Annotated in this window: 20 protein-coding genes; 5 read left to right on the top strand and 15 right to left on the bottom strand. The window is 63.7% G+C overall.

What is annotated here, in order from left to right; all coding sequences use genetic code 11:
* Nucleotides 1-28: 28 nt before the first annotated feature.
* Nucleotides 29-565, bottom strand: coding sequence for a GNAT family N-acetyltransferase (locus tag HNR59_RS14965; protein WP_183831975.1), 537 nt, complete (start codon nt 563-565; stop codon nt 29-31).
* 167 nt (nt 566-732) lie between these two features.
* The gene (gene odc2 / locus HNR59_RS14960) at nt 733-1,866 is read right to left on the bottom strand and encodes an ornithine/lysine decarboxylase (protein ID WP_183831822.1); all 1,134 of its coding nucleotides are present in this window, start codon (nt 1,864-1,866) and stop codon (nt 733-735) included.
* A gap of 579 nt (nt 1,867-2,445) precedes the next feature.
* On the opposite strand from odc2, the gene HNR59_RS14955 reads away from it, so the two are divergent.
* From HNR59_RS14955 to HNR59_RS14945, 3 genes are all read left to right on the top strand, one after another.
* The gene (locus tag HNR59_RS14955) at nt 2,446-3,345 is read left to right on the top strand and encodes a LysR family transcriptional regulator (protein WP_183831821.1); all 900 of its coding nucleotides are present in this window, start codon (nt 2,446-2,448) and stop codon (nt 3,343-3,345) included.
* 93 nt (nt 3,346-3,438) lie between these two features.
* Nucleotides 3,439-4,101: a DUF1007 family protein gene (locus HNR59_RS14950; RefSeq protein ID WP_183831820.1), complete on the top strand. Its 663-nt coding sequence runs from the start codon at nt 3,439-3,441 to the stop codon at nt 4,099-4,101.
* 10 nt (nt 4,102-4,111) lie between these two features.
* Entirely contained in the window at nt 4,112-5,218 is a 1,107-nt protein-coding gene (locus tag HNR59_RS14945) for a nickel/cobalt transporter (protein ID WP_425488666.1), read from the top strand.
* Between the two features lie 4 nt (nt 5,219-5,222).
* On the opposite strand, the gene HNR59_RS14940 is transcribed toward HNR59_RS14945, so the two are convergent.
* The 6 genes from HNR59_RS14940 to trhO all read right to left on the bottom strand — a co-directional run bounded on the left by HNR59_RS14940 (nt 5,223) and on the right by trhO (nt 9,976).
* Nucleotides 5,223-5,426 (bottom strand): hypothetical protein, encoded by a 204-nt coding sequence (locus tag HNR59_RS14940; RefSeq protein WP_183831818.1) that lies wholly within the window; start codon nt 5,424-5,426, stop codon nt 5,223-5,225.
* A gap of 49 nt (nt 5,427-5,475) precedes the next feature.
* Complete coding sequence (locus HNR59_RS14935) at nt 5,476-6,477, bottom strand: cation diffusion facilitator family transporter (RefSeq protein ID WP_183831817.1); 1,002 nt, start codon at nt 6,475-6,477, stop codon at nt 5,476-5,478.
* 19 nt (nt 6,478-6,496) lie between these two features.
* Complete coding sequence (locus HNR59_RS14930; RefSeq protein WP_183831816.1) at nt 6,497-7,177, bottom strand: GNAT family N-acetyltransferase; 681 nt, start codon at nt 7,175-7,177, stop codon at nt 6,497-6,499.
* A 94-nt stretch (nt 7,178-7,271) separates the two neighbouring features.
* Nucleotides 7,272-8,027 carry an SDR family oxidoreductase gene (locus HNR59_RS14925; protein ID WP_183831815.1) on the bottom strand — a complete coding sequence of 252 codons (756 nt, stop codon included), beginning with the start codon at nt 8,025-8,027 and terminating at the stop codon, nt 7,272-7,274.
* Between the two features lie 178 nt (nt 8,028-8,205).
* Entirely contained in the window at nt 8,206-8,940 is a 735-nt protein-coding gene (locus HNR59_RS14920) for a tellurite resistance TerB family protein (RefSeq protein ID WP_183831814.1), read from the bottom strand.
* Between the two features lie 109 nt (nt 8,941-9,049).
* Nucleotides 9,050-9,976 carry an oxygen-dependent tRNA uridine(34) hydroxylase TrhO gene (trhO, locus tag HNR59_RS14915; RefSeq protein WP_183831813.1) on the bottom strand — a complete coding sequence of 309 codons (927 nt, stop codon included), beginning with the start codon at nt 9,974-9,976 and terminating at the stop codon, nt 9,050-9,052.
* 193 nt (nt 9,977-10,169) lie between these two features.
* Between trhO and HNR59_RS14910 the strand changes: the two genes are divergently transcribed.
* Both HNR59_RS14910 and HNR59_RS14905 read left to right on the top strand, forming a co-directional pair.
* The gene (locus tag HNR59_RS14910) at nt 10,170-11,045 is read left to right on the top strand and encodes an N-acetylmuramidase domain-containing protein (RefSeq protein WP_183831812.1); all 876 of its coding nucleotides are present in this window, start codon (nt 10,170-10,172) and stop codon (nt 11,043-11,045) included.
* A gap of 74 nt (nt 11,046-11,119) precedes the next feature.
* Nucleotides 11,120-11,764, top strand: a complete 645-nt coding sequence (locus tag HNR59_RS14905; RefSeq protein WP_183831811.1) for a 2-dehydro-3-deoxy-phosphogluconate aldolase — start codon at nt 11,120-11,122, stop codon at nt 11,762-11,764.
* A 122-nt stretch (nt 11,765-11,886) separates the two neighbouring features.
* Here HNR59_RS14905 and HNR59_RS14900 read toward each other — a convergent pair whose 3' ends face one another.
* The 7 genes from HNR59_RS14900 to flhA form a co-directional block, all read right to left on the bottom strand.
* Nucleotides 11,887-12,171 (bottom strand): SCP2 sterol-binding domain-containing protein, encoded by a 285-nt coding sequence (locus HNR59_RS14900; protein WP_183831810.1) that lies wholly within the window; start codon nt 12,169-12,171, stop codon nt 11,887-11,889.
* Between the two features lie 158 nt (nt 12,172-12,329).
* Nucleotides 12,330-12,842 carry a hypothetical protein gene (locus tag HNR59_RS14895; protein ID WP_183831809.1) on the bottom strand — a complete coding sequence of 171 codons (513 nt, stop codon included), beginning with the start codon at nt 12,840-12,842 and terminating at the stop codon, nt 12,330-12,332.
* Nucleotides 12,843-12,879: 37 nt separating this feature from the next.
* Nucleotides 12,880-13,293 carry a hypothetical protein gene (locus tag HNR59_RS14890; protein WP_183831808.1) on the bottom strand — a complete coding sequence of 138 codons (414 nt, stop codon included), beginning with the start codon at nt 13,291-13,293 and terminating at the stop codon, nt 12,880-12,882.
* Nucleotides 13,294-13,302: 9 nt separating this feature from the next.
* On the bottom strand, nt 13,303-13,839 hold the full coding sequence (locus tag HNR59_RS14885) for a rod-binding protein (protein WP_246374732.1): 537 nt from the start codon (nt 13,837-13,839) through the stop codon (nt 13,303-13,305).
* A gap of 75 nt (nt 13,840-13,914) precedes the next feature.
* Entirely contained in the window at nt 13,915-14,298 is a 384-nt protein-coding gene (locus HNR59_RS14880) for a hypothetical protein (protein WP_183831807.1), read from the bottom strand.
* Nucleotides 14,299-14,303: 5 nt separating this feature from the next.
* A complete protein-coding gene (gene fliR / locus HNR59_RS14875) occupies nt 14,304-15,047 on the bottom strand; it encodes a flagellar biosynthetic protein FliR (protein WP_210307375.1) in 744 nt (247 codons plus the stop codon).
* A gap of 5 nt (nt 15,048-15,052) precedes the next feature.
* On the bottom strand, nt 15,053-17,140 hold the full coding sequence (gene flhA, locus HNR59_RS14870) for a flagellar biosynthesis protein FlhA (RefSeq protein WP_183831805.1): 2,088 nt from the start codon (nt 17,138-17,140) through the stop codon (nt 15,053-15,055).
* Nucleotides 17,141-17,169: the final 29 nt, after the last annotated feature.

Genomic DNA, 17,169 nt, shown 5'->3' with positions numbered 1-17,169 from the left:
GAACGGGGTGGCCTTTTTCATATGAAAATCAAGCGGCGCGTGTGCGTTCGTTCCGTTTCCGGCGGCCGGATGCGGTGATGGTGCCGCAGGCACCATCCAGCGCGCCCTGCGTCAGTTCGAGCGCCAGCAGGCGGTGACGCTCATAGGGGCCGGGCATTGCCAGTTCCCCGGTGCGCTCGGCCGAAAAGCCGAAACGGCCATAATAGGGCTCGTCGCCGACAAGCAGGATCGCGCCGTGGCCGAGATCGCGCGCCTCGGCGATCGCCTGCCGCATGAGGGCGGAGCCGATGCCGGCGCTTTTCACGGACGGTTCCACCGCGAGCGGGCCAAGCAGCAGGGCCGGCCGGCCGCCGGCGCCGAGGGTGACATTCCACAGGCGCACGGTTCCGAGAACCGCGCCATCGGCCGAGCGGGCGACGAGCGCAAGACCCTCTGCCGGCAGGCGTCCGCGGCGTAGCGCCTCGGAAGACTTGCGCTTGCGTCCCGGCCCCATGGCGCGGTCGAGCAGAGCCTCGCGCGCAGCCTTGTCGGCTGGACGTTCGGCTTCGATGGCGAAAGCCGGCATGTCCTGAACTGCACCGGCAGTTCCGAACGAGATGTTGAAATCAGCAGAGGCGATGGCGAGGCTGTTCATATCCGCGATCCTTCACAGGCGGAGTTTTTCCACGAGCGAGCCCGCGCGCCGGAGACAATTTCACCGGCGCACGGATGATCTGACGAGCCGGGAGCCCGTCAGATCACGTAGGATCGGAGGGGCTCGAAGCCGTTGAAGGCGACCGCCGAATAGGTGGTCGTGTAGGCGCCCGTGCCCTCGATCAGCACCTCGTCGCCGATGGTCAGCGACAGGGGCAGGGGATAGGGCTTCTTCTCGTACATCACGTCGGCCGAATCGCAGGTCGGGCCGGCCAGTACGCACGGCTCCATCGCATCGCCGTCACGCGGGGTGACGATGGGGTAGCGGATGGACTCGTCCATGGTTTCTGCCAGACCGCCGAACTTGCCGATGTCGAGATAGACCCAGCGCACATTGTCGTTGTCGGCCTTCTTCGAGATCAGGACGACTTCCGACTTGATGACGCCGGCATTGCCGACCATGCCGCGGCCCGGCTCGATGATCGTTTCGGGGATGCGGTTGCCGAAATGCTTCGACAGCGCATCGAAGATCGCTTGTCCGTAGGCCTGAGCGGCGGGAACGTCGGTCAGGTAACGGGTCGGGAAACCGCCGCCCATGTTGACGAGCTTGAGCACGATGCCTTCCGCCGCCAGCTTGCCGAACACATTGGCGGCGTCAGCCAGCGCGCGGTCCCACGAGGTGAGGTCGGTCTGCTGCGAGCCGACATGGAACGACACGCCATAGGCGTCGAGGCCGAGCGCCGCGGCATGGCGCAGCACGTCGACGGCCATCGCCGGGGCGCAGCCGAACTTTCGCGACAGCGGCCATTCGGCGCCTTCGCCATCGGTCAGCACGCGGCAGAACACGCGGGCACCGGGAGCGGCGCGCGCGATCTTCTCCACCTCTTCGACGCAATCCACCGCATAGAGCTGGATGCCCAGCTCATGGGCGCGGGCAATGTCGCGCTCCTTCTTGATGGTGTTGCCGAAGCTGATGCGGTCGGGCGTGGCACCGGCATCGAGCGCCATCTCGATCTCGGCGACCGAGGCGGTGTCGAAGGACGAGCCCATCGAAGCGAGCAGGCGCAGGATCTCGGGCGCAGGGTTAGCCTTCACCGCATAGAAGATGCGCGACTGCGGAAGCGCCTTCTCGAACGCGCGATAGTTCTCCTGCACGACGTCGAGATCGACGACGAGGCAGGGACCGCTCGGGCGGCGGGTGGCGAGGAAATCGAGGATACGCTGAGTGGCCATGGGGTCTTCTCCATCGCGCCGGACAAGGCGCACACAAAGGCTGCGTCGAGCGGGCGCGCAGCCTCGCATGAACGCGGTGGACAAAGGCGGAAGAGAATTTGCGGGGAGCCGGCCGGTGGAGACACCGGAACCCCGAAACGCCTTTCCGCGGCGGTGAGCTGAAGCCTTGCCCGGCTTCGGCTCGCTTTGTCTGCCTTGGCTTGGATGGGAATTCCCAACCGCACTGCCGGCAATGAAGGTGTGCCTCTTCAGTAACCCCGATCTATGGACGATCGGCAGACACCAGAAAGGCCCGCACCGTCGTTGCTTCAAGGCGTCCTCGATCACGTGGTTGGCCACTTGATCGACCGGGCTCGTTATTTCCCGGGTACCGTCCCGATTGTCCTCGCCATTCGAGGAACCGGGGGACGCCCACAGGCACGTGCGACTTTGGGCAAGCGCGATATAGGAACAGCGCATGTCACAATCAACTCAAATCTTTGAGTGCCTTGAAAAAATTCCGGCATCGAACAATCCTGCCATCATCGTTTCACTTTTGGAGACGATGGCTGCGCCTGTTATCCGGCGGAAGGAAGCCTCATGGACACGCTGACACGCATGCGCGCATTCATAGATGTGGTGGAGGCCGAGGGTTTTTCGGCCGCCGCACGCAAGATAGGGCGGTCGAAGGCCCTGCTTTCCAAATATGTGCGCGAACTTGAGGACGAGCTGGGCGCGCTTTTGCTCAACCGCACCACGCGCCAGTTCTCCCTCACCGAGGCCGGCCACACCTACTACCGGCGCGCCTCCGAGATCGTCCGTGAGATCGACAGCCTTGCTGATTCGGTGCGCGAATCATCCGGCGACGTGCGCGGGCGAATCAAACTGTCGGCGCCGCGTACCCTTGCCGACGCGCCCATTGGCCAGTCACTGGTCGATTTTGCAAAGGCTCATCCCGACATCGTGCTGGAGATCAGGCTCGACGACCGCTTTGTCGATCTGGTCGAAGAGGGCTTCGACCTCGCCATTCGCATCTCGCGGCTGGAGAGCTCGTCGCTGATCGCCCGCAAGCTGGCGCCATTCAGGGTGATGATCTGCGGTTCGCCGGAGCTGCTGGCTGCGCATGGCAGGCCCGCCAGGCCGCAGGACCTCGCCGGCATGCCCTGCATCGTTGACACCAACGGAAGGTGGCTGTCGAACTGGCCCTTCAAGGGCGAGGGCGGCGAGACGATCAGCGTGTCCGTGGCCGGCCCCATCGAGGTCAACAGCCCGATCGCCGCGCGCGCTGCCGCCGTTTCCGGCCTCGGCTTCGCCGGTCTGCCGGATTTCATCGCCGAACCGGAGGTTGCCGCCGGCCGGTTGGTGCCGGTTCTGGAAGACCGGATCCTGGAAGGCGGCGGCATCTTCGCGGTCTACCCGCACCGACGCTACCTGCCGGCCAAGGTGCGTGTTTTCGTGGATTATCTCGCCGACTGGTTCAAAACCCGCGCAGCGCCATGACACATCTGTCATGGTTTCGTGCGATTGTCCCATTTTCGCCTGCTTTGTGATAATCCTCGGGCACGCAGCAAGACAGGGAACACGAACCTTCATATGTCCTTCAAACGCACAGTGCTGAAGGCGGGGGCCGCGATTGCCGCCCTGCTTGCATGTACGGTTCCCGCAAGCGTGCATCCGCATGTGTTCGCCGAAGCGCGGCTCGACGTGGTGCTTGGTCCCGATCACCAGACGGTGAAGGCGCTGCGCCATCTGTGGCGCTTCGACGACCTGTTTTCCTCCACCGTCCTGATGGAGTTCGATGCCAATGCCGACCTGAAGCTCGACGCTGCCGAGCTGCAGGAGGTGGCCAACACCATCCATGCCTCGCTGGCCGACTTCAACTATTTCCAGCTCGTCACCGTGGACGGCAAGGATGTAAAGATGAAGCCGCCGGCCGCGATCATGGCCAATTTCGAGAACAACCAGCTCATCATCCTGTTCGAATCCGAGCCCGAGACGCCGATCCAGCTCGCAGGCGACATCCGTCTCGGCGTCTACGATCCCACCTTCTATACCGCCATCGACTTCACCGAAGACGCCAACATGGCGGTGGAGGGCTTGCCTTCTTCCTGCGTCCGCACGGTGATTCGTCCCGATCCAGATGCCGCCCTGGCCGAAAACCAGCAGACCCTGACCGAGGCATTCTTCAATGATCCGGCAGGCACCGACATGAGCAAGATTTTCGCGACCAAGCTCGAACTCAAATGCCATGCGTGAGGACCGTCCCTTGAACAAGATCTTCATACGCACAACGTTCGCCCTGCTGGCGGTCGCCTATATCCTGTCGCATTTCGCCGGCCATGCCCATGCGCAAAGCTCGCTCGGCATCGGCGCCAATGAAGCCGTCATCCCCTCCACCGGCATGTTTTCGGGGCTGATGATCTGGATCAACCAGCATCAGCAGGCGTTCTACCGCTCGCTGTCATCAGCCATGAAGGCGCTGCGCGACGATGGCGGGCAGGTGTGGATGCTGGTTGGCCTGTCCTTCGCCTATGGCGTTTTCCATGCGGCCGGACCCGGCCACGGCAAGGCGGTGATTTCTTCCTACATGCTGGCCAACGAGATAGCACTGCGCCGCGGCGTGGTGCTGTCCTTCATCTCGGCATTCCTGCAGGCGGCAACCGCCATCGTGATCATGCTGCTTGCCTATTTCGTGCTGCGCGGCACGTCCGTGTCGATGACCAATGCCGCGCATTTCCTTGAAATCGCGAGCTATGTCTTCGTTACCGGCTTCGGCGCCTGGCTTCTGTGGAAGAAGGCGGGGCCGGTCGTGAGGCGGATGGTGGGAGTAGCCCCAGCCTACAGCCTTTCAGCAGCCAGCGCAGCGCACGTCAATCACGATGACCATGATGAGGCGCATCACCACCATCATGACGGCCATTGCAGCCACGGCCACCATACCCATGACGACGCGCATCATCACCACGATCATGCCCATCATCATGAAGATGGCATGGTGTGCTCGAGCTGCGGCCATTCGCATGCCGTTGACCCGGCGCTTCTGTCGACGGACCGGTTCGACTGGCGCACCGCATGGTCGGCCATGGCGGCCGTCGGCCTCAGGCCGTGCTCGGGAGCGCTGATCGTGCTGTCCTTTGCCCTGCTGAACGGGCTATGGATGGCGGGCATCCTGTCGGTTCTGGCGATGGCGCTGGGCACCGCCATCACCGTCTCGACGCTGGCCGTTCTGGCGGTGACGGCGAAGAACTGGGCGGTGCTGCTGGCCGGCGGCGGCAGGCTTGGCAACCGCATTCATGCCACGATCGAGATCGGCGCCGCCGCCTTCATCTTCCTTGTCGGCGTGACCCTTCTGTCGGCCAGCCTCAGCGTCTGAGGACTCAACTGTTGCCGTTCTGGCGGCGCGAACGCAGCCAGAAAAACAGGAACGGAGCCACCAGAACGAGCCCGATGACGACGGCGCCCAGAACCGGCGATATGGCGCCGACCGCGATCATGATCTGCGGCACGAAATAAAGGAATGTCCCGAACACGGCCAGAATCAGGAAGGTGGCGATCGCCGTCTGTCTGGTTTCGCGGGTCATGGTCGTTCCTCGGTGGCGTGCGGCTGGCGCCAGCCAGCCATGTCAAACATCATGAACCCTGCTTTGCCACGTTGTGCTGCGAATGACCATGGTGTTCGTCCTCGTTGCCATGGCCGTCTGCGCAGCAACCGAGTTCCGTTTCGACCGTCGCATGGTCTACGCCATGATCTGAAGCCAGCCTTCGCTTGATAGCCGCGACCGTCTCATGGGCGTCGGCTCCTTCGTCCAGCCGGGCGTGAAGCGTGGCCATATGCTTCGAGCCGTCGAGAGACCACAGGTGCACATGATGGACGTCGCGCAAGCCCGCGATATTGGCTGTGAGATCGGCTGCGACCGCGTCGCGGTCCAGCGTTTCGGGCGTGCCCTCCAGGAGGAGATGGGCAGCCTCGCGCATCAGCCGCCAGGCCGTGGACAGGATGATGACAGCCACCAGCACCGACAGGATCGGATCGATCGGGTACCAGCCGGTGGCGATGATGATGAGCGCCGCGGCAATGGCGGCGACCGACCCCAAAAGGTCGCCCAGCACATGAAGGATGGCGCCGCGCATGTTGAGACTTTCGCGGTCGCCGCCATGCAGGATCAGGAAGCCCGCGACATTGACCAACAGCCCGAGCGTCGCGACCACCAGCATCGGAGCGCCGAGCACCTGCGGCGGCTCCTGAAAACGCTGCCACGCCTCATAGACGATCCATATGGCAATGACGAAGATGGCAATGCCGTTGGTATAGGCAACCAGCGTCTTCACCCGTCCGAAACCGTAGGACATGCGGGCCGTGGCCGGACGTTCGGCCAGATGGAACGCATACCATGCCAGGCTGAGCGCCAGCGTGTCGGTGAGCATGTGGCCGGCATCGGCAAGCAGCGCCAGCGAATTGGTGAAGATGCCGCCCAGCGCCTCGGCGATCATGAAGCCGCCCGTCAGGCAGGCAGCGATCATCACCCGGCGCTTGTCGGTGGCGCCGCCATGGTCATGCGCATGGTTATGGCCGGCATGATTATGTGCCGCGTGACCGTGCGCTGCTTCGCCAGCCTTGTGCGAATGAGCCATGCTCGCCGCCTTTCGAGGCTCAGGTGACGGCGCGGAATTCCTCCAGCCGCCGGATCTGCTGTCCGTCCGAATCGAAATTGGACGGGTCCAGCCAGGAAATATAGGCGCTTTTCAGCGCCGGCCACTCCTTGTCGATGATCGAATACCACGCCGTGTCGCGATTTGCGCCCTTCACCACCATGTGCTGGCGAAAAAGGCCTTCGAACGTGAAGCCGAAACGTTCGGCGGCGCGTTTCGAGGGTTCGTTGGCGTTGTTGCACTTCCATTCATAGCGGCGATAGCCGAGTTCATCGAAGACATAGGAGGCGAACAGGAATTGCGCTTCGGTGGCGGCCGGCTTGCGCGAGACCAGCGGGCCCCAATAGATATTGCCGATCTCGGCTACGCCGTTGTTCGCATCGATGCGCATCAGTGTCTGGCGGCCGGCAACCTTACCGCTCGCCTTGTCGATGACGGCGAAGAACAGCGGATCGGGGCTGGCTTCGGCCTTTTCCAGCCATGGCTGGAAGGCGGCGCGATCCTGAGGCGGCAGTTCCGGCAGCCAGGCGAAGCGCGATCCGGCATCCGCGACGGCAGACGCCGCAAACAGTTCGTCGCCGTGGCGCGCGGCCTCGAGCGGCTCCAGCCGCACGTTACGTCCCTCCAGAACCTTGCGCCCGGGGCGCGGTCTTGGCTGCCAGTCGCTCAGAACGTCTGCCATGCTTGCTTCCCTTCCTCTTTGCGGTGAGGCTCACAGGAAAGAAGCCGGCCGGCAAGAACCAGCGCGATGCGGGACCTGTTCCAGGGCGAGAAGGTCAACCCCTGCCGACGAACGGCATTTTGGTTGCCATCACCGTCATGAACAGCACATTGGCATCGAGCGGCAGGCCGGCCATGTAGACGACCGCTTCCGCCACCCGCTGCACATCCATCACCGCCTCGACCGCCACGCTGCCATTGGCCTGCGGAATGCCTGCCGCCATAGGTGCCGCCATTTCGGTCAGCGCATTGCCGATGTCGATCTGGCCACAGGCAATGTCGAAGGGGCGGCCGTCGAGGGCGAGCGTTTTGGTGAGCCCCGTGATGGCGTGCTTGGTGGTGGTGTAGGGAACCGAGCCCGGACGCGGCGCGTGGGCCGAGATCGAGCCGTTGTTGATGATACGGCCACCCATGGGCTCCTGCCGGCGCATGGCGCCGAAGGCCGCGCGGGCGCACAGGAACGACCCGGTGAGATTGACGCCGAGAACCTCGTGCCAGCTTTCGACCGGGATTTCATCTATGGGGGCCGCCTTGCAGCCCATTCCGGCATTGTTGAACAGAAGATCGATGCGGCCGAAAGCTTCGGCCGCCGTGCGAAACAGGTTTTCAACCTGCTCTGGCGAGCTTACGTCGCAGGAAACGGCAAGGCCTTTTGCCTCGGTGTCCAACGTTTCGGATATAGCCGCTTCCAGCGGTTCGGTGCGGCGGCCACAGAACACCGTGTTCCAGCCGTCACGCAGCAAAGCCTGCGCCACGCATTTGCCGATGCCGGAGCCGGCGCCCGTTACGATTGCTGTTCCCTTGATTGCCATGCTTCCTCCTCAGGACTGGCAGAGGGTTCGCAGAACCGGCGGCGCAAGGCAAGCATACAAAAGGGGCGATCATTCGCGATCGCCCCAATTTGCAGACAGCGTCCGGGAGGAGGAAGACGCGTCCGTCTGTTTCAAATGCTGCGCCCTGAAGGCTAACAACTGGTTAACGGCTGTGTTCTCACCACGGCGAGCCGGGAACGGGGGCCGGTTGCGGCGCACCGGAGGAGGCAACCGTGGCCTCGATGTGATCGACAAGCTGGTCCGCAAGGCCAAGGCGTCCGGCCAGCAGATCGAGATAGCCGCGTTCGGCACGGGTGTCGGCTTCGACGGCAAGGCGCGAGGCCGTATAGAGCTCCACTTTCTGCGCCTCGGTCCGGGCAGCCGCCACCAGCGCGTCGAGGTCGAGCGGCGATTCGAGCTCTGCCCTGAGGAAGCTCTCCGCGTCGGAATCGAGCCCCGAAAGGCTGAGCTTCTCGCCGATGCGGCGGCGCTCTTCATCGTCGATCCTGCCATCGGCCCTGGCGGCGGCGATCATGGCGCGCACCAGCGTCAGGGCGAATTCGGCTTCGCCCTGTGGGGCCTGCGAGGGATGGAATTCGGTATCGGCGGGCGGGGGCAGCAGAACCTGTTCTTCAGCGGGCGCGGCCTCGTCCGGCTTTTTGCCGTTCTGGTAATTCTGGTAGGCCTTGTAGGCGAGGCCGCCAATGGCCGCCAGACCGCCGAGCTTCACCGCAGCACCACCGACCTTGCGGCCGGGACCAGTGCCAAGAAGCACGGCAGCGAGCGCGCCGGCGGCCAGAGGATTGTCCTTGGCCATCTGCACGGCCTGACCGGCCTTGTCCCGGACGGTTCCGGTCGTTCCGGGAATCTGCGAACCGAGCAGATCGTCGAGAAGCTTCTTGGGGTCGAACATCGGCACCTCCGCTAAGGCCCATAGGGCGATTTCTGTCGCAGACAGGTAGGGCGGCAACCTTGTCATTACAATGACACGGAAGGAGCACCGATGCGAAAGGGGGAGGCAGTCAGCTTCCGATATGGTCCCTGCCGCGTCTGGCGGCCAGTTCCACCTGCCGCTGGCGCTCGGCATAGCGGGCGCGATCTTCCTCGGAGCGGCTGTCGTGGCAGTACTCGCAGGAAATGCCGGGGCTGTATTTCGGCGAGGCCCGCTCGGCGGGCGTCAGCGGATGGCGGCAGGCACGGCACAGTTCAGCCTCGCCTTCCACCAGCCCGTGCGCAACCGATACGCGCTCGTCGAAGACGAAGCATTCGCCTTCCCACAGGCTCTGTTCGGCGGGCACTTCCTCCAGATATTTCAGGATGCCGCCCTTGAGGTGGAGCACCTCGTCGAAGCCCAGCGACTTCACGAAGGCGGTGGCCTTCTCGCAGCGGATGCCGCCGGTGCAGAACATGGCAATCTTGCGATTTTCCAGTTCGCCGCGGTGCTCGTCCACCCATTGCGGGAACTCGCGAAAACTGTCGGTCTGCGGATCGAGGGCGCGCCTGAAGGTGCCGAGCGCCACCTCGTAGCCGTTGCGGGTGTCGATGACCACGGTTTCCGGGTCGGAAATAAGCGTGTTCCACTCCGCCGGCTCGACATAGGTTCCGACGCTCTCCAGCGGGTCGATGCCTTCCACGCCCATGGTCACGATCTCGCGCTTCAGCCGCACCTTCATTCGGTGGAACGGCATTTCGGCGGCGTGGCTGTATTTGACGTCGAAGCCGGTCAGCTCAGGCTGCGCATTCAGGTGGCCGACCAGTTCGGCGATCGCTTCCGTGGTGCCGGCAACGGTGCCGTTGATGCCTTCGCGGGCCAGCAGCAGCGTGCCCTTGATGCCGCGCGCGCAGCAGAAGGCGGCCAGCGGCGCGCGCATCTCCTCGAACCGGTCAAGCCGGCAGAAGCGGTAGAGCGCGGCGACCCGGAAGCTTTTGGGATCTGGAGTTTCGTTCATGCGCAGGGCCTAGCGCTTACCGCGCGTGGATTCAAGATGTTCCGGCCGGCTCATGATAAGGCAAAAAGCGCCAATGCTTTCAGGTGTGCGGAAGGGAAACCGGCATTTTCCGGACGCGTTTTTATCCCCACCGTTCCAATCGCGCCGAAACTCGGGCCTGCCAATGGGAACCGACAGGGGAGCGCGCAAGCCAATGTTCAGCCAGGATGTCATCCGCGAAGCACAGGCCGCAGCACGGCAGGCCGGCATCACACCGGCTGCCCTTTTGGCTGTCATGGAAGTGGAAAGCGGCGGACGTCTTTTCGCCGTCGTGCAGGGGCGCAACGAGCCGCTCATCCGCTTTGAAGGCCATTATTTCGACCGCCGCCTAACTGGCAGCAAACAGGCGCGCGCCCGCGAGCTTGGGCTCGCCTCCCCGAAGGCGGGCGCGGTGGCCAATCCCGCCACCCAGAGCGCCCGCTGGGTGCTGCTCGGCAAGGCCACGCAGATCGATGCCAGCGCCGCCTATGAATCCACATCATGGGGGGTCGGGCAGGTGATGGGTTCGCACTGGCTGTGGCTTGGCTATCCCAATGTGCAGGCACTGGTTGCCGAAGTGCGGTCGGGCGCGGCCGGCCAGATCCGGCTGATGGTGCGCTATATCGACAAGGCGGGCCTGATCTCAGTGCTGAATGCGCAGGACTGGCCGGCTTTCGCGCGCGGCTACAACGGTCCCGGCTATGCGAAGAACGGCTATGACAGGAAGCTCGCCGCCGCTTATCGGCGCCATGCGGGAGGCGCGGGCACAACTGATGCCGGCACTGTTCTGAAGGCTGGCTCGAAAGGCGAAGCTGTCCGGGAATTGCAGCAGCATCTGGCCGCGCTCGGCTATGGCATTGCGGCTGACGGGCTTTTCGGGCCGGCGACACAGGCTGCGCTGCGCCGCTTCCAGAAGGAGAATGGTCTCGTCGCCGACGGCATCGCCGGGCCAAAAACGCTTGCGGCGCTGAAGACGGCCATTGCGCGCCCGACGCCGGGCTGGTGGTCCGCCATCAAGGCGGGGTTTTTCCGGCTGTTCGGGCTGTCCTGAGGCGATGGCTTCATAGACTTGACAAATCTGTCGTGCTAAATCGGTTGAATTACTGATTTTGCTGAAAGATCGCCATGCCGAACAAGTCCGACAAGCTGGTTGCCCTGCTCGCTGGCCAACCCGTCATCCCGGTGCTCAGGATCGCGGATGCGAGACGCGCTGTGCCGCTCGCGCGCGCACTGGCACGAGGCGGGCTGCCGGCCATCGAGATCACGCTGCGCACCGACGATGCGGTCGAGGCGATCCGGCGTGTGGCCGGGGAGGTCGGTGAAGCGATCGTCGGCGCCGGCACCATTCTCGATCCCGCCCAGTATGAAGCGGCGGTGTATGCAGGCTCGCGCTTCATCGTCAGCCCCGGCATCACCAAGGAACTGCTGAAGGCATCCGCCGACAGCGACGTACCGTTCCTGCCCGGGGCGATCACGCCGGGCGAGATCATGGCCGCCCGGCAGGCAGGCCTGCACTTCCTGAAATTCTTCCCGGCCGAGCAGGCGGGCGGCGCTGCCTTCCTCAAGGCGCTGGCCGCGCCGATCGCCGATGTGCGCTTCTGCCCGACAGGCGGCGTCAGCCCCGCCAATGCCTCCACCTATCTCGGACTGCCGAATGTCATCTGCGTCGGCGGCTCGTGGGTGGCGCCCGACGATCTGGTCGAAAAGGAAGACTGGGGCCGCATAGAGGAACTGGCGCGCGAGGCCTCCGGTCTGCGCAAGGTAGGCTGAACTGAAAGGCGCGGGCAAACGCCCTGCCATATCGGCTTGAAAGCAAAGAAGGCCCCGGTTGAACGGGGCCTTCTGTTTATCCTCAGCCTGTTGCGGGCCGGGGTGTGTGCCGTGCTGACCGATCAGCCGATGAGCTGGCTGAGCTGCATGGCGATCGACATGTCGCCCTCGATCTTCAGCTTGCCGCTCATGAAAGCCATGGTCGGGTTCAGATCGCCGGCGAGCAGCGATTCCAGATCGTCGAGCGAGAGCTTGATGGTGCAGTCGGCCGGGCCGTCGGTGGTGGAGATGCTGGTGCCGTCGATGAGGATGACGCCATCGCTTCCGGTATCGAACTTCACCGACCGGTTAAAGCCGGCGCTCTCGACCTGAGACTTCAGCTTGTCCGCGATGTCCTGAACGCCCATGATTCTCTTCCCGTGATTTTGCGCCTGTGCGCTGTTGCGTTTGCCCGGACTGTGCCAAGCCTCCATACGGTGCGGAAGACCCGCGCCGTTTGCAGGTTTTATAGGTCAAAATTGACGTTTACGTCAACGTGATTTCGACGGTTTCTCCGCGCCGTATCTTATGGGGCGGCTTCCGGTGCCGGGTTGGTCTGTGCGGCGGGTTTGCGGCGGCGGTTTGGATGGTTGCGGATCTCGTCCTTGGTCAGAAAATCCACCTGTTCCACCAGCACCTCATGAATGAGCTTTTCACCGACGCGGGCATTGATGGCCTCGCGCACGCCGTTGCGGAACTTGTCGATGTTAATTGGAGCCTGGCCCGTGAAATCGAGCTGGGGCGTGGAGTAGAGGTAGGAATAGACCTCATCGGTTATCAGGGCCGGCGCCGGCACGGAAAGCTTGTTCAGACGGGCCGGTTCGGCGGTGAAGACCAGCCGCGCGATGAAATAGCCATCGACCTTCGCGTCGCGCACCACCGGTACGGTGATGATGTCGGTCTTCACATAGTCGAGACCGCCGAACATGGCGGGGGCGGGCGCCGCATCGTCGCTCTTGCCGGAGGCCTGAAACGCGTAGAAGACAGCCCCCACCGTTGCTGCGCTGATCCACAAGGCCGAGACGACGAACTTTATCATGGCAGCACGGCAAGCCCCGTTCGCATGGCAAGCCTCGTCATGATTGCGCCCAGCCGAACTGGCCGGCGGAGTAGGTGCCGTCGGCTTCCGCGTGCTGGATCGCGTCCTTCAACAGGTTCGCCACCTCGGTCACGGCATTGAGATGCGCCAGAATGGCGGCCTCGTTGCGCGCCAGCTTCTGGCGCAATCGCAGGAGACCGTCGCGATGCTCGGCCATGGTTTCGGGCCGGCCGGCTTTCATCGCCCGGTTCAGCTCGTAGAGATAGCGGCTCTTGCGGGCATTGGATGCCTTGATGTCGAATGCGGGATCGGAGCGAATGGCTTGCGTCTCGGCCTCGACCGCTTCCTCGATGCGGCCGATTATGGCGGCGAGGCTGCCGGGTGCGGCGCCCGCGGCAACCATGTCCGACGGGCGGGGAAGGCCGGGGCTAAATTCGGAATACTCGCTCATGACCCTGCCTTACTTGCTGCGGGATTCTGTCTGGGTTGGGCTGGTGTCGCCAAGCGAGCGCATGACCCGCAGCTGAAGCTGGTGGACAAGCGATGACGACATGCTGAGCTGCGCGTCCAGCTCGGCCTTGCGCGGATTGGCCGAAGCCGTGCCCGCCGCATCGGTCTGACCGGCGGCCAGATAGTGGGCCGATGCCAGGGTCTGGGCGATGCCGATGCCGCCGCGCGCGGCCACAACGTCCGCAATATTTTCGGACATGCGCGCCTTCCACATGTCGCCGGCGAGACCTTTGCCGAAAACGCCCTCGGCATCTTTCGGCAGCATGTTCTGGATGAAGGTCTGCAGGACCATGGCCTCGAATCGCCTGAAGCTGTCAGCCCCTTCGGCAGGCCGGGAGGCGCGGGCATCGCGGACGCCTGCGACCTCGAACGGCGCGTCGCTTTCGCCGGCGCGGCTGAGCAGTTCGGCGTGTGCCTTGCGGATGTCGGCCGGGTCTGCCGCCCGCGCCACATCGAGCACTATGTCGCTGGGAGGAGAGATCGCCAAGAAAAGAGCCTTCCACCGGTTTTTCTGTAAAGGATCATGACGCCGAAACCTTGCCGCAGGCTGACGTGCGTTCGTTCAGCCGCGGGTTTGTTGCTGTTCGATGAGATCGAGCAGCGTGCGTTCTTCCATGTGGCGCTCGTCGGCCCGGCGAGCCTGCCGGTAGGCGCGTTCCACGATGTTGGTGCGGGCCGTGGCAGAGGCAAGCTGCGCTGCCTCGGCGCTCGCCTTTCCGTTTTCTTCATCAGCCCGCGCCAGAGCGTCGGAAATCCTGCGGTTGTAGACATCGGGAAAGAGGGCAGAGAGCGAGCCGGGCGCATCGAAGCCGGCGGCAATCTCTTCTGCGTCGCGCTTCGCCGCTGCCGATGCCGCCAGATGCATGGCATGGCGCATCTCGTGCAGGGCGGTGAGCTGTTCCTGCACCTTGACGAGCTTTTTCAGGCGCTGGGTGCGTGGTGCCATGCGCGTTACCTTGCAAGGGTCATGCCGAGGAAACCGTCGGCGAACAGGGACAGCATGGTCGAGAAGGCGAAATAGAACAGGATCAGCCCGCCGGCGACCACGAAGGGCAGGGAGATGAAGTAGATCGGGATCTGCGGCGTCAGCTTGTTGACGAAGCCGATGGTGAGGTTGACCAGAATGGCATAGGCGATGAAGGGGCTGCCCAGCCGCAGCACCAGAAAGAAGCTTTCCGAAACGGTGTCGGCCACGTCGACCAGCGCCGATTGCGGGTTGAAGAAGACGTTCACCGGCGCGATCGAATAGGAGGCGACGAGGGCGCGGACTATTTCCAGATGGAAATCGAACACGAACAGCAGCAGCAGGGCCGACAGCGAGATGAGGGCGGCGAGCGGCCCCTGCGGGTCGGGCTCCTCGATGGCCGTGCCGCCCATGCTGTTGAACCCCATCAGCATGGCGATGGCCGTGCCGATGAAGCGCATTGCTTCCATGTAGAGGCGCGTCAGCGCGCCGATCAGCCCGCCGATGAGCAGTTCGGAGACGATCATCGGCGCCAGCACGGAAGGGCGGGCATCGACAAAGGGATAGATGCGATCCCACAGGAAGGCGAGCAGCGCCATGGTAACGGCGATCGCGGTGAACAGGCGCACCTGCACCGGCACGCGCACGCTGGAAAGGCCGGGCATCAGCATCATGCAGGCGCCGATGCGGCAAAAGGCGAGGAAGCCCGCCAGAATGGTGCTCTCGGCCAGAGCGGTCACGATATGGTTCCAAGCACCCTGATCTCGACGCCTCTGGCGATCTCGACATGGCTGAGCACGGGCAGGGTCGGGAACAGGCGTTCGATGATCATGCGCACATAGGGGCGCGCATCCGGCGCGGTGACGAGAACGAAGCGCTCGCCGGCTTCCAGATGCTTGCGGATCGCCTTGGTGGCATCCTGACCGAACTCTTCGAGCTGGCGCGGATCGATGTCGAATTCGCGGATCTCGCCCTTGGCGTCGCGCTTGAGGCTCTGGTGGAAGGCGAGGTCCCAGCGGTTGCCGAGACGCAGCACCTTCAGCACGCCGCCTTCGGTGAGGTCGCCGCAGATCTGCTGCGCCATGCGGATGCGCACATGCTCGACGATCTGTTCGGTGCGGCGCACATGCGGCGCGATCTCGGCGATGGCCTCGATGATGAGGTGCAGGTTGCGGATCGACACGCGCTCGGCCAGCAGCAGCTTCAGTACTGCCTGCAGGCCCGGATAGGAGATGTGGGTGGTGCAGATCTCGTCGGCAAGCTTGCGGTATTCGGGGTCCTGACGCTCCAGAAGCGCCTTCATGTCCTTGTAGGACAGAAGCTGCGGCAGGTTGTTGCGGATGACTTCGGACAGATGGGTGAGCAGCACCGACATGTTGTCGGCATAGGCGAACTGTTCGCGCTTGAGGTCTTCCGCGAAGGTTTCCAGCACCGAATAGGCGCGCATTCCGAAGGCCGGCTCCTTCACTTCCTCGCCCGGAATTTCGGGAAGGTCGCGATTGCCGAGCAGCACCATGATCTCGCCGACACGGGTCTCGTATTCGGCCACGACAGTGCCGTGGATCTTGATCTGGTAGCTTTTCGGCGGGATGGCGAAGTCATCGGTGAGCCGGATTTCCGGCACCACGAAGCCATACTGGGTGGCGAATTTCTTGCGCATCTTGCCCATGCGGAAGGCGAGTTCCTGATGCGAGGTCAGCAGTCGCGTCGAAAGCTGCTTGCCGACCAGAAGTTCGATCTCGGCGGTGGCCAGTGAGGCTTTGACCGAGTTTTTCTCTTCATCGGCCTTGGCGGCTTCCTCGCTCTTGCGCGCGGCATCTTCGGCGGCCATCTCGCGCTTCTGGCGCATGGGGATCACATAGCCCAGACCAGCCATGGCGCAGGCCAGAACCATGAAGGGAAACAGCGGCAGGCCGGGCATGATGCCGAGAAGGGCAAGCAGCGATGCGGCAACGTAAAGCGCGCGCGGATGTGCGCCCAACTGGCCGAACACGGCCTGGTTGGCCGAGCCGCGCGTGCCGCCCTTGGACACCAGCAGGCCGGCGGCCAGCGAGACGATCAGCGCCGGAATCTGGGTGACGAGACCATCGCCGACCGAGAGCTTGATGAAGACGTCGGCTGCCTCGCCCATGCTCATGCCATGGCGCAGATAGCCGATGGCGATGCCGCCGACGATGTTGATGGCGGTGATGATGAGGCCGGCGATGGCATCGCCGCGCACGAATTTCGAGGCGCCGTCCATGGAGCCGAAGAAGGAGGATTCCTCTTCCAGTTCGCGCCGGCGCAACTGGGCGGTCTTATCGTCGATGGTGCCGGCGGAAAGGTCGGCGTCGATCGACATCTGCTTGCCGGGGATGGCGTCGAGGGTGAAGCGCGCGCCCACTTCGGCGATACGGGTCGCACCCTTGGTGATGACGATGAAGTTCACCACGATCAGGATCAGGAAGACGATCAGGCCGATGACGAAATCGCTCGACATGACGAGTTTCGAGAAGCCGCTGATGACGTGGCCCGCCGCGTTGGTGCCCTCATTGCCGTGCGAGAGGATGACGCGGGTGGTGGCGATGTTGAGCGACAGGCGCAGCATCGTCGCGATCAGCAGGATGGTGGGGAAGGACGAGAAGTCGAGCGGGCGCTGGATCCACAGCGCAACCATGAGGATCAGCACCGACAGGGCAATCGAGAAGGCGAGGCCGATGTCGATGAGGAAGGCCGGGATGGGCAGGAACAGCACTGCCAGAATGATGACGATGCCGAGCGCGAAGAAGACGTCGCGCCCGTTACGGGCCGTGCTCCCCGTCGAAATGCTTTCGCTGATCGCCATGGTCTGCCGTTGCCACCCTTGCGCAAGTT

The organism is Aquamicrobium lusatiense (assembly GCF_014201615.1).
In the GTDB taxonomy this organism is placed as follows: domain Bacteria; phylum Pseudomonadota; class Alphaproteobacteria; order Rhizobiales; family Rhizobiaceae; genus Mesorhizobium; species Mesorhizobium lusatiense.
The sequence above is the reverse complement of the archived record's forward strand: the minus strand, read 5'-3'. Positions and strand labels throughout refer to the sequence as shown.

Excerpts from the sequence above, each read along its gene's own strand:
- HNR59_RS14965 (WP_183831975.1), bottom strand. The coding sequence starts at position 565 with ATGCCGGCTTTCGCCATCGAAGCCGAACGTCCAGCCGACAAGGCTGCG.
- odc2 (WP_183831822.1), bottom strand. The coding sequence starts at position 1,866 with ATGGCCACTCAGCGTATCCTCGATTTCCTCGCCACCCGCCGCCCGAGC.
- HNR59_RS14955 (WP_183831821.1), top strand. The coding sequence starts at position 2,446 with ATGGACACGCTGACACGCATGCGCGCATTCATAGATGTGGTGGAGGCC.
- HNR59_RS14950 (WP_183831820.1), top strand. The coding sequence starts at position 3,439 with ATGTCCTTCAAACGCACAGTGCTGAAGGCGGGGGCCGCGATTGCCGCC.
- HNR59_RS14940 (WP_183831818.1), bottom strand. The coding sequence starts at position 5,426 with ATGACCCGCGAAACCAGACAGACGGCGATCGCCACCTTCCTGATTCTG.
- HNR59_RS14935 (WP_183831817.1), bottom strand. The coding sequence starts at position 6,477 with ATGGCTCATTCGCACAAGGCTGGCGAAGCAGCGCACGGTCACGCGGCA.
- HNR59_RS14930 (WP_183831816.1), bottom strand. The coding sequence starts at position 7,177 with ATGGCAGACGTTCTGAGCGACTGGCAGCCAAGACCGCGCCCCGGGCGC.
- HNR59_RS14925 (WP_183831815.1), bottom strand. The coding sequence starts at position 8,027 with ATGGCAATCAAGGGAACAGCAATCGTAACGGGCGCCGGCTCCGGCATC.
- HNR59_RS14920 (WP_183831814.1), bottom strand. The coding sequence starts at position 8,940 with ATGTTCGACCCCAAGAAGCTTCTCGACGATCTGCTCGGTTCGCAGATT.
- trhO (WP_183831813.1), bottom strand. The coding sequence starts at position 9,976 with ATGAACGAAACTCCAGATCCCAAAAGCTTCCGGGTCGCCGCGCTCTAC.
- HNR59_RS14910 (WP_183831812.1), top strand. The coding sequence starts at position 10,170 with ATGTTCAGCCAGGATGTCATCCGCGAAGCACAGGCCGCAGCACGGCAG.
- HNR59_RS14905 (WP_183831811.1), top strand. The coding sequence starts at position 11,120 with ATGCCGAACAAGTCCGACAAGCTGGTTGCCCTGCTCGCTGGCCAACCC.
- HNR59_RS14900 (WP_183831810.1), bottom strand. The coding sequence starts at position 12,171 with ATGGGCGTTCAGGACATCGCGGACAAGCTGAAGTCTCAGGTCGAGAGC.
- HNR59_RS14895 (WP_183831809.1), bottom strand. The coding sequence starts at position 12,842 with ATGATAAAGTTCGTCGTCTCGGCCTTGTGGATCAGCGCAGCAACGGTG.
- HNR59_RS14890 (WP_183831808.1), bottom strand. The coding sequence starts at position 13,293 with ATGAGCGAGTATTCCGAATTTAGCCCCGGCCTTCCCCGCCCGTCGGAC.
- HNR59_RS14880 (WP_183831807.1), bottom strand. The coding sequence starts at position 14,298 with ATGGCACCACGCACCCAGCGCCTGAAAAAGCTCGTCAAGGTGCAGGAA.
- flhA (WP_183831805.1), bottom strand. The coding sequence starts at position 17,140 with ATGGCGATCAGCGAAAGCATTTCGACGGGGAGCACGGCCCGTAACGGG.